This is a genomic window from Gordonia sp. CNJ-863 (assembly GCF_001942325.1).
Lineage (GTDB): Bacteria > Actinomycetota > Actinomycetes > Mycobacteriales > Mycobacteriaceae > Gordonia > Gordonia alkanivorans.
Window position 1 is genome coordinate 39,890 of the sequence record NZ_MKKG01000020.1, and the last position, 10,528, is coordinate 50,417.

Here is a 10,528-nt window from a genome sequence, read left to right on the forward strand (position 1 = left end):
GTGGCGAACTCTCTCGACATGCGGCTAGAGGTCGACGGTGACGCCCAGTTGAAGGCGATGCTGTCCGGTCTGAGCTTGGATCTACGGAACCTACGGCCAGCAATGGACGAAGTAGGTCGCGGCGCTGTACGGATGTTCAGCGGCCCCGTCTTCGCTTCGCGTGGACAGCGTCTCGGTGAGTCGTGGCCTCGCTTGAGTACGGACTACGCAGCCCAGAAAGCGAAGCGCTACGCGGGTCGACCGGTCTTGGTTCGTACAGGTCAGATGCAATCGAGGTTCGCCCACCAAGCAGCGGCAACCAGTGTGACGATCTACAACCCCGACCCCAAGTTCAAGTTCCACCAGTCGAGCGCCCCACGCTCGAAGATCCCACGCCGCGCGATGATCGGCATCTACCAAGGGCTTGATAACGATGTTCGCAACACTGTCGCTGCAGTCATCGCTCGCAAGATCAAGGAGCGCTCGACATGAACGACCCCACCGCGGCCATAGTTCAATTCCTCCGCCGCGAGTTCGTCGGCAAGTCCGAGATCAAGGCGGTCTACGACTCAGACCCTGATCTCATCCCAACAGACGCGCTGCCCTGCATCACGGTGGACAAGCAGGGGGATCGGTCTCAGTACGGCGCTACCGGCTACCTCGATGTCACCGAGGAAATCGTCGTCAAGGTCATCCTGGATAAGCAGGTGGACTGGAAGGACGATGTTGACCACGAGCAGCACGTGAAGAAGCATCTGCGCCGGCTGGTCGAACGTCGGACTGATGACGGGCGCGCTTACGCGCCGGGGACGATTCGCTTCGCGCTCGCGAACCGCCTGGAGATCGAGAGGGTGGTGGTCAGTGCGGCCATCGGTGTGGACTACGGCATCGCCGCTAGGAACGCGGAAAGCATGGTAACGGCAGAAGCGCATCTGGCGATCTCGTGCACGTACAGCATGAGGGCACGCACCGGGAGCTGAGCTTCAGTCGAACGGGTGACGCTAAAATCGTCAAATTGCGTGTTACGGTCAGCGATTCGACGATGGAGGGACTACAGATGACTTACCAAGGGCCGCCCGGCGCTTACCAGCCCAACCAGCCTCCGCACGGTGGGTGGGACCCGCGGTACCCTCTGCCCCCGCAGCCTCCCCGCAAGAAGTCCCGGAAGGGCCTATGGATCGCCTTGGGCAGTTCGCTTACTACACTGCTGCTCTTGTTTGGTGGCTACACCGTGTACAAACTTTTCGAAAGCGATGGCGTAATCGGGAGGGCAGATGCACTTTCACCTTCTGAGTGTTATGAGCAGGTTACGAAGGATGGTGGAAAATGGTCAAGAATGGGTGCTACCTCCCTCAATGCCACAGAAAGTCTACAAGATCCTCTTTTCGCAAGTGTTATGGATATTGATAACGCAACGATTATAAACACGTACACGCCTGAACAAATTGAGCTTGCTCAAGAAAGTATGAATCTGCTTGTAAGCCAGATCAATGCACCAGAGAGTTTTAAGATAGAAGAACTTGCGCGATATAGGTGGGGTGTATATGGTGAGGAGAGCGGCGAACGAAGCGACGGTGCACTTGGTGATCAACAGAACGTATGTGCCTCTTTCGTAACGGATGACTTTGAGTTCTATGAGAATAAAGACCCTAATTACAAACGAGGTGATATACCGGCTCAATATCGCAGTCAAGGGTAGCTGCTAGCTTTACTCTGGATTTTGCATCTCTCGATTTGCTGCGTCGAGTACCTCTACTGGTATGGTTGGGTACTCGGGTGCACCAAGGGTAGTTGCTGGTGGCATTGTAATGGGTATGGGTACAGCAAGAGATTAAAGCAATGTTGGCCGTAGCGCCTTGACCGTTCGCGTCGACTCTGCGAAGTTGAGGATATAAGCAGGAACCAACAATCGATGTCGACAACTACATACAAGAACGTCTCTGAAGCCGACCAGACTCTGGTCGCTTCGGTGTTATCGGGGCCGGTGACACTGTCGAGACGGACCGAGAGATCAACCACCCTGCATTCGAGCAGGTTGAAGCCGAGGAGGTGAAGGGCAAGAAGGAGGTGAAGACGGATGAACAACGGAATTAGTGGCAACAGCGGCTATCTCACGCTCGGCCGAGAGGCTGACAACGCCAAGGGCGTGCCGGTCGCCGCGACCCATGTCGTCCCCATGACGGACGAGTCCCTGACCTCGGAGCTGAACTCAAACGGCGAATCGCTGGTCTTCGGCTCCAAGGCAGCACGGCTTCTCACCACACCCGGCATCCGCTCTCACGGCGGCGACATCACGGTGCTCGCGGAGCCGACCAGCACGGCGCTTCTCTTCGATGCACTGCTTCCACGCACCAGCATCACCAGCCTGGGCGGAGGCTTCTACCAGTGGCTCTTCAACTCCACCGACTGGACCTCGACAGGCTCGTACACGGTGGACATCAGCAAGGGCATCGCGGTCTCCCGATTCACGGGTGTTCAGGCCAGCGAGATCTCTCCGAGCTGGAGCGACAACCGGCAGAGCTGGAAGGTCAAGGTCTCGGCGCTCAAAGCCTTCCACGGTGCCGTCATTACTAGCCAATCGACGGCAACCCTGACTCTCGACAGCACGAACAACCCGAAGCCAACCGAGCTGCTCCGAACCGGCGACACAGTCGGAATCCGTCACGCCAACGGCACGACTGAGAACAACACGGTTCTCTCAAAGACCGACACGACGGTCACGCTCACGACTACGCCTGGCGCAACAGCCAACGGTGATGTCCTGTATATCCGGCCCACTACACCGACGCTCGAAGACCTAGCGCCGTTCCTTTGGAGCCGTACGGAGTTCCGCTTCGGAGCAGACGCTACGGCGGCGTTGACGGCGACTCACACACCAGCCGAAGACGGCAGCGAGTACTCGGTCACCCACGAGTTCGAGGACGACAAGGGCGCGCAATCTAGCGGATCATTCGGTCCGTCACGACTCGTTCGATCCAAGACCATCGACGCGACTGCGAAGGTCAAGGAGTACTACGAGAACGACGCTGAGGCAGCGAAGTACAACGCCCTCTCTAAGAAGGCCCTCGTGATCCGCTCGTTCAGTGAGGGACAGTGCGAGGTTCGCGTCACGCTCAACAACCTTGCGTGCATCAAGGGTGGCGACAAGCCGATGGTGAAGTCGGACGAGGCGCTCTTCTACGAGCGTGAGTACCAGCCGAACTATGACCGTGTGGACGGCCAAATGCTCTCGGTGACAGTGATTAACAAACTCGCTTCGGCGTAAGGAGGTGATAGATGCCGCAACTACAGAAGTCAAACATTCAGGAGCTGACGTGTCCGTCTCCTGACCCGAAAGATCCGATCAAAGTGACGATCGACCTGGCGCCCTACGGAGGGCTAGCCGAAGACATCCTCGATCCGGTGACACAGACGGTGCGTGTAAGCAGCGGACCTATCGCCGCCGCGATCCTTGACTGGAACCTCATCGACGACGCGGGCAAGAAGGAAGCAATTACATCCGCCAACGTGCGCAGGCTGCCGAAAGAGGCGCTGGAGTTCCTCGCGAACAAACTGTTCGGCGAGTTCCAGGTGGCCGTCGAAGCCAAACCGGTTGGGCCGGACGAAAAAAAAGACTGATCCTGATGCTGTCGGCGGCGTACGACGGGCACGAGAGTCAACACACACCGACCCTTGCCTACATGTCGTACCGATGGCGGAAGGAGATGCACGCTACCCCGGAGGACTTCAGGAAGACGCCGATCGACGTGGTCCGCCGGGACCTTGAGTACATAGCAATTGAACGGACGATCGAAAGGTCCAAATCACAACAGAATTAGGATGCCTAGCCTCTCTGCCAACGAACTAACACTGACGATCAGAGCGACCGACGAAGCCTCGGCCACCTTGAAGCGTGTGCAGAAGGAGTTGGACGCCACCGCAGGCGCAAGCGCGAGGAGCGGCAGAGAAGCAGGCGGACTATCGCGCTTCTGGGGCTCGGCAACCGAGTCGAGCAGCATGCTGGCGAAGGGCGCCGGCCTCGCGACCGTTGCAGTGGGCGCTCTGGGCTCGGTGGGGTTCGGCGGTCTCATGTCCTACGCGATCACCTCCACCCGTGAGGTGCAGGGCTACGTCGCTGGCATCAAGAGTCTCTCCGCCAACTCAGAAGAAGCGAGCGGTGTTCTGAAGTCGATGATCGACTACGTACAGGGCAAGCCGTTCGATCGGATTGAAGTGCTGGGCGCGGCGCGGAACCTGATGACCTTCGGTCGCACAGCGACTCAGACCAAGTCCGACATTGAACTCCTCGGGCGAGCATCGATCGTATCCGGCAAGGACATCGGGTCACTGTCTGAGATCTATGGCCGCGTGGCCTCGTCGGGTCGCCTGATGAACGATGACTTCAACCAGCTCATGTACGCGGGCGTGAACGTCGGCAAGACACTGTCTAGCAACCTTGGTGTGTCGATGGATGAGCTGCGGCAGCGGATGGCCGAGGGTGAAGTCTCCTTCCAGGACTTTCGTACTGCGATGGAGCAAGCACTGCCCGCAGACGCTGTCGAGCAGAACTCGAACACTATCGACAACAAGCTACTCACCCTTCAGTCGTCGTTCCGCAACCTCGGCTTTTCTATCCTCGGAGTGGACTTCTCGAAGGTCGACGGCAACGGACAACCGCTCGTGAAAGAGGGCGGCCTTCTAGATCGCGGCATCAAGCTGATCGACAGGCTCACGACACTCCTCAAGGACCCAGCGATCCAGGCTGGCTTCCAGCTGATCGGGGATGCAGCTGCTAAGGCCGCTGAGGCCGGGCTCACGGCCTTCGGGTGGGCGCTCGAGAAGCTCCCTGGTGTGCTCGGCTGGATCAAAGACAACGCACCGGCCGTTGCGGGTGGTGTCCTGGGTGCTTTGATCCCGGCGTTCATCGCTTGGGGAACCGCCGCGTGGGGCGCAGCTGCGGGGATGATCGCGGCGACGTGGCCGATTCTGCTGCTCATTGGTCTAGGCGCACTGCTCGGTGTCGCCATCAACGAGGTCGTCAAGCACTTCGGTGGCTGGGGCACGGTGATGGAGTGGCTGCGAGGCGTCGGCGACACTCTGTACAAGTTCTTCACCGAAACCGTGCCGGCGGGCTTCACGCAGGCCTTCCAGTGGATCTCGGATCGGGCCACGTGGCTGAAGGACAACTTCTGGGAGACAGTCGGTTTTATCATCGGCTTCTTCGCGACGCTGCCAATCAAGTTGCCTGTGTTCGTCTTCAATGCGATCGGCGCGATCATCGCGTGGCTTGCGAGCATCGACTGGGGCGCAGTATTCCGGTCGATCGGTGATGCCTTCGGCCGGGGCTGGGACGCCGTGAAGAACGGAGCGATCGCAGTCTGGGAGTGGCTGAAGAAGCTGGACTGGGGCGCTATCGGACGCGGAGTCGGTAACGCAATCATCGGCGTGCTCGAAGGCGCGATCAACGGTGCACTCAGTGGTCTACCCGGCAACCTCAAGGTCTCTATCCCTCGCTTCGCCACTGGAACGAACTACGCACCAGGTGGCATGGCGTGGGTGGGCGAGCGCGGTCCCGAGTTGGTCAACCTACCGCGGGGCTCGCAGGTCTACACGAACTCGCAGAGCCGCCAGATGACGGGCAAAGCACAGAGCCGCGGCGACATCCACGTAGAGCAGCACATTCACAACCAGGTCGACTACGACCGGGGCATCGCGGAGCTTGGCTTCATGTTGAGGGCCGCGTAATGCAGGAGTTCAACATCGGTTCGCTGACGATCATGAGCGGGGGAGTACCGGCGCCTGGCTTCACCTTGTCGATACCGATCGAGGGTCTGGATGGCCCGAAACACCGAACGAGCAGCTACTCGAAGCCTGGTCGGCACGGCGTGGAGGTCTCCGCTCAGTTCTACGACGAGCGTCTGGTGACCTTCACTGGGCTGATCTACGGAGAGTCTCTCGAAGAGTTCGAGGCCAACCGACGCGCGCTCATCACTGCGGTCGCGATCAAGAAGGATGACGACGGTTACCCCGAACCGACACGTGTTAGCTTCACGACTTTGGCCGGCGACAGCTACATCGTCGACATCTACTTCGATAAGCCGCTCATGAACATGGAGTCGCCGATCCACGCGACCTACCAAGTCACTGGAGTGTGTGCCGATCCGTTCATCTTCGGAGCTTCGACCGTGACCAGCGCACAGATTCGTCCGCCTTCAGGTGGGGGTTACGCGGTTCCGATGATCGTCCCGTACATCTCGGACGCCTCGGTGGGTGGTTCGATCACCCTCACGAACGACGGAACCGAGACCGCGATGCCGGTCATCACACTGACGGGGCTGCTGACACAGCCGGTTCTGAGCAATCAGACGACGGGCAAGCGACTGGAACTGAACTACGTCCTTCCAGAGGGTGAGCCTCTGACCATCGATATGGAGAACCAGCTCATCATCCGAAGCGGTGCCAGCCAGATTGGCGCCAAGACAATCGCTTCCGACTGGTGGGGCCTCGCACCTGGTCCGAACGCGATCTCGCTCACGACGATGAGTTCGTCCGACACCGGGTATGCACTGTTGACATTTAACCCGCCCTACATGGGGGTCTAGTCGTGGCCTGGTCAAGCAAGTACACCATCGAACTCTGGAGCAAGAACGGCGTCATGCTCGCGGACTTCAGTGGACGGGCAACGGGGCGGAAGATCGTCGAGAGCAGAAACTATCCCGAGTCCATCGAGTTCGCGCTGGATCTCAACGCCTTCGAGAAGTACTGCCGTGACTCAGGCATTGATCCGAAGCAACTGTTGATCACCAACAGCACCGAGGTCCGGGTGCGCCGAGCTGGTACCTACCTCACGGGCGGGCAACTGGTCTACAAGAACGCCAGCATCAGGGCGGAAGCGCAGGGCGTGGTCTGCCGGGTGCATGGGTTCCTGGCCCTGTTTAACAAGCGGCGCACCGGCGACTCGCCCGCGGGATTCGTCTCCGAGGTCTACACGCACGCTGAGGGCACAGCGAAGTCCCGCAAGGATCTCGCATGGCACCTGATCAACGCGACCCAGCAGCTGACGAACGGCAACTTCGGGGTGACCAGAGGACTTACTGGTGGTTCGGACGCGCTCTACGACAAGACCTACAGCCGCACCAATCTGCAAGACGCGCTTCAGGCGATGACGACGTATAAGACCGACCCGATCGACATCGAGTTCACCTACGACAAAGTCTTCAATACCTATGCCCAGATCGGGTCCGACCGGCCCGACATCGTCTTCGAGTACCCCGGCAACATCTTCGAGCTTGACGCCCCTGACGACGGCACCGACGTAACTAATGAGGTGATCGCACTGGGCCAGGGAGCAGCGGACGGAACCCAGAAGCCGGAGTTCGCGCAGGACATTCCTTCGCAGCTGGAATATCAGCTGCGCCAGGACATCGTGCAGTCCAACGGTACGGACAACTCAAGTGGAGGTATCACCGACGCTGCCGAGTCGGCGAAGGATGCGAAGAGCCGGCCGATCAAGATCCCCGCGCTGACAGTGAACGGCAACGTTGCACCCTTCGTCACGGACTACCGGATCGGGGACCGGGTCAGAGTGAAAGTCAACGGGCATCCCCTGATCGATGACATCAACGGAGTGTACCGGCTAGAAAAGCGGACCATCACGATCGACGACAACGATAATGAATCAGTGAAATTGGAGGTGAGTGCATGGGAGTAAATAACGCAGAGAACGGGATTGACCGCGCATTGATCAGTAAGATCAACCAGCTAGAGCAGGACTTCAACGACTTCCGGACTACGCCGCAGAAGATTGGGACTGGCTCGATCGAGTTTGCGATCTTCGGCTCAGACACTTCTATAGATTCCATCCGGTGGAACAGCTTCACCATCGTCGACGGCCAGACTGTCAACCTGTACATGGAGATCGACTATTCGTCTTACGGCGGACTACCGGCAATCCCGGCTCAATCGGTAATGGATGTGTTCGTCGACGTTCGCATTGACACCGACGACGAGGCACACCACTACCCGTTCGGGTCGAACGCTACGACCCGGATCTCCGTGTGGAACAGCCTGACCAAGTCGCACCCGTGGAGCACTGTAGACAAGATCCGGCGTGTGTATATCCAGCTCACTAATGTCTCCGGCGCGAGTCACGTCTATTTCGTACGCGCTAACCTCTTCTGGCCACGTCCACCGCTCAAGAAACTATAACGCTAGGAACTGATGAAGATGAAAATGATTGAAGACGAACCCAATGTAACCGTGCAGGTCACCAAGAGCGGGGAACAGATCGTTATGATGCATCCCTCCGGGGTGGTCTTAGGTATTGAAACGGGACCAGATGATCCAGTCGCGAGTTCGATAACAGTGCCGATGTCGACAGGTGCCAGTGAGTATTTGGCACGTAAGGCCATGACAAATGATATATCTGCTGCTATGTTGAAAAACATAGAGAAGAAGATAGCTAAATAAGAAAGAGGATAGTCTACGACAAGTTTCACCGCGGTACTGAACGACTCCCAGACGGACGTAGAGGGGCACTCTAAGTTCCTGAACCGCCTGTATGGTCCTGGTGTTGCAACTGCGGTGAATGCCGATTCGCTCAAAATTGCGCAGCGTGCGGCTGGTGCGAATATCTCAGTCGATGTCGCAGCTGGCGACGCGCTGCTGGAGCTCCCTTCAAAGCATTACAGCTTCTGGGCTTGGACTGACACCGTCACGAACGTGCCAATGAACGCTGCAAGCTTCACGAATCCACGCTACGACTCTGTGGTTGCTTGGGTTGATACATCAGTCGTCACCACTACTACGCCCAACTCGCCGGGGTCGTTCAAGTTCAAGGTGATCGCCGGGACGGCTGCCGGTTCTCCTGTCGCTGTCAGCGACGCAACAATTCAGTCCGCTCTAGGTGCTTCCATCGCCTGGATACGCCTAGCGGATGTACTCCGCCCAACCGGTGTGGACAACGTCACCAATGCGAACATAGTTGACCGACGCTCTGCTCTTACATCGAAGACACCACTTGCTCCGGCATCTGTGAAGGCTACCAACGTCGACTGGACTTCGACAGGTGGTATTTGGTGGCAAGAAATCGGCCGTGCTACCGCCAATGGCGCGGTGACTTCACTAAGTGTTGACATATCTTCTAATCGTAAGCGCCACTATCAGATAATCGCTAACGGAGTCAGTTCTGCGGCTTCGGACTCGTATTTTCTTCTGCGTATCAATGGGTTGAGCTCTGGGTATCGAAAGATTGGCTATGGCGTCGCGAACGGGGGTTCGGGTGTAATGCCGTTCGACGCCTCTGAAACTGACTCACTGAATACCATGACGGTAACTGGGAACGGCGGCCTGTTCAATATTGAGCAGACCCTTCTCGATACCGGTTCGGGATATGTGCGCGGCATGTGTCAATCGGGCCATCTCGGTTATATGTCAAACTCGTTATCCACCTGGAAACGCTCTGGTTCGTCGCCGCTTATGAACACTATCGACTTAGTCTCAACCGTCGCGAACGGTGTTGGTGTAGGTAGCGAACTAATTGTGCTGGGGCGTGACTAGGATGGCTGCCCTAGGTACTGAACTCAAACAATTATCACCGCTCATCGCGGCTCACTACCGGGGGTTTATCCTACTGAACCTTCTGCTGGGTCCTGGGCTGATTATCGGCATCGCTCGGACCAATGAGTTCTTCATCATCAACGGAGTTCTGACCTACCAGTTTTGGGGTGCGCTGTTTCTGATACTAGGACTCGCTCAGCTTGCAGCGTATGTACGTAACTCCCTGCAGCTTATGCGAATCTTCCTGCTTTGTGGTCTCGGATTGCAAATGCTCTGGTGCGCAGCGCTGACAGTGCGCCAAGTTGAGGAGCTAGACGCGAACGTATTTCTGCTTTTGTTTTTCTCGCTGATTGCCTACTTCAAGTTCTTCGTCTACCTGCATTTCCCCAATAAGCCAGCGAGTCAACCATGGACTCGTCGCTAGCGGGGGTACTGGTCGCGGTGGTCGGCGTCCTTGGTCCGATCTTCGCCGTAGTAATCAAGAAACGGTTACCTCACAAGAAGGATCGTGTGGAGCTGTTCTTTGAGCGATACGACAAAGATAGGGAGACAGACCGTCAAGATATCAAAGACCTACGGGACCGGGTAGAGGAAGTGGAGAAGAAGAATGTGAAGCTACAGACGGAACTCACTCAGGCGTTGAAGTCGTTGGACGACAAAGACGCAAAAATCAAGAAACTCGAGAAGCGCGTCAAAGCGGAGGCCGAGAAGTACGCCCGTCTGCTCAAGCGATTCAACGCGCTTAAAGCGAAGTACGAGGCGAGCGAATGAGCTGGCGTGTAGCAGGTAGCCTGTTAAAACTGCGGGATCAGATCAACGCGGCGTCTCCCGGCAGGAACCGCGCTAGCGATGGCACTATCGGCGACACTGCACACCAGGCACAAGTGAGGTGGGCCCTTCGTAGTGGTCCAGTTGTTGTGCGACTCTGTTGCCCGAGTGTTTGGGCAGGAAGAATCGACGACGACATGGCAGGTAGCAAGCGCCGGCGGCATACGCCGGATCAGATCATCCG

Annotated in this window: 13 protein-coding genes; all 13 read left to right on the forward strand. The window is 57.7% G+C overall.

What is annotated here, in order from left to right:
• The 13 genes from BJF87_RS11570 (at nt 1) to BJF87_RS11620 (ending at nt 10,287) form a co-directional block, all read left to right on the forward strand.
• On the forward strand, nt 1-471 hold the full coding sequence (locus tag BJF87_RS11570; RefSeq protein ID WP_075863179.1) for a phage virion morphogenesis protein: 471 nt from the start codon (nt 1-3) through the stop codon (nt 469-471).
• Nucleotides 468-959, forward strand: coding sequence for a hypothetical protein (locus BJF87_RS11575; RefSeq protein WP_075863180.1), 492 nt, complete (start codon nt 468-470; stop codon nt 957-959). The genes BJF87_RS11570 and BJF87_RS11575 overlap by 4 nt, the downstream gene beginning before the upstream one ends.
• A gap of 203 nt (nt 960-1,162) precedes the next feature.
• Nucleotides 1,163-1,678, forward strand: coding sequence for a hypothetical protein (locus BJF87_RS25775; protein ID WP_139319470.1), 516 nt, complete (start codon nt 1,163-1,165; stop codon nt 1,676-1,678).
• Between the two features lie 378 nt (nt 1,679-2,056).
• The gene (locus tag BJF87_RS11580; protein WP_075863181.1) at nt 2,057-3,244 is read left to right on the forward strand and encodes a hypothetical protein; all 1,188 of its coding nucleotides are present in this window, start codon (nt 2,057-2,059) and stop codon (nt 3,242-3,244) included.
• An 11-nt stretch (nt 3,245-3,255) separates the two neighbouring features.
• A complete protein-coding gene (locus tag BJF87_RS11585; protein WP_139319471.1) occupies nt 3,256-3,597 on the forward strand; it encodes a hypothetical protein in 342 nt (113 codons plus the stop codon).
• Nucleotides 3,598-3,873: 276 nt separating this feature from the next.
• Complete coding sequence (locus BJF87_RS11595) at nt 3,874-5,703, forward strand: tape measure protein (protein WP_158037502.1); 1,830 nt, start codon at nt 3,874-3,876, stop codon at nt 5,701-5,703.
• 311 nt (nt 5,704-6,014) lie between these two features.
• Entirely contained in the window at nt 6,015-6,560 is a 546-nt protein-coding gene (locus BJF87_RS11600) for a phage distal tail protein (protein ID WP_396246700.1), read from the forward strand.
• A gap of 2 nt (nt 6,561-6,562) precedes the next feature.
• Complete coding sequence (locus BJF87_RS11605; protein ID WP_075863185.1) at nt 6,563-7,669, forward strand: hypothetical protein; 1,107 nt, start codon at nt 6,563-6,565, stop codon at nt 7,667-7,669.
• Nucleotides 7,660-8,166 (forward strand): hypothetical protein, encoded by a 507-nt coding sequence (locus BJF87_RS11610; RefSeq protein ID WP_075863186.1) that lies wholly within the window; start codon nt 7,660-7,662, stop codon nt 8,164-8,166. Before BJF87_RS11605 ends, BJF87_RS11610 begins: the two co-directional genes overlap by 10 nt.
• Before the next feature lie 12 nt (nt 8,167-8,178).
• On the forward strand, nt 8,179-8,427 hold the full coding sequence (locus tag BJF87_RS25780) for a hypothetical protein (protein ID WP_139319473.1): 249 nt from the start codon (nt 8,179-8,181) through the stop codon (nt 8,425-8,427).
• Between the two features lie 114 nt (nt 8,428-8,541).
• Nucleotides 8,542-9,516 (forward strand): hypothetical protein, encoded by a 975-nt coding sequence (locus BJF87_RS25785; protein WP_139319474.1) that lies wholly within the window; start codon nt 8,542-8,544, stop codon nt 9,514-9,516.
• Between the two features lies 1 nt (nt 9,517).
• Nucleotides 9,518-9,940: a hypothetical protein gene (locus BJF87_RS11615; protein WP_139319475.1), complete on the forward strand. Its 423-nt coding sequence runs from the start codon at nt 9,518-9,520 to the stop codon at nt 9,938-9,940.
• Nucleotides 9,925-10,287, forward strand: a complete 363-nt coding sequence (locus BJF87_RS11620; protein ID WP_075863188.1) for a hypothetical protein — start codon at nt 9,925-9,927, stop codon at nt 10,285-10,287. Before BJF87_RS11615 ends, BJF87_RS11620 begins: the two co-directional genes overlap by 16 nt.
• The last annotated feature ends 241 nt before the right edge of the window (nt 10,288-10,528 follow it).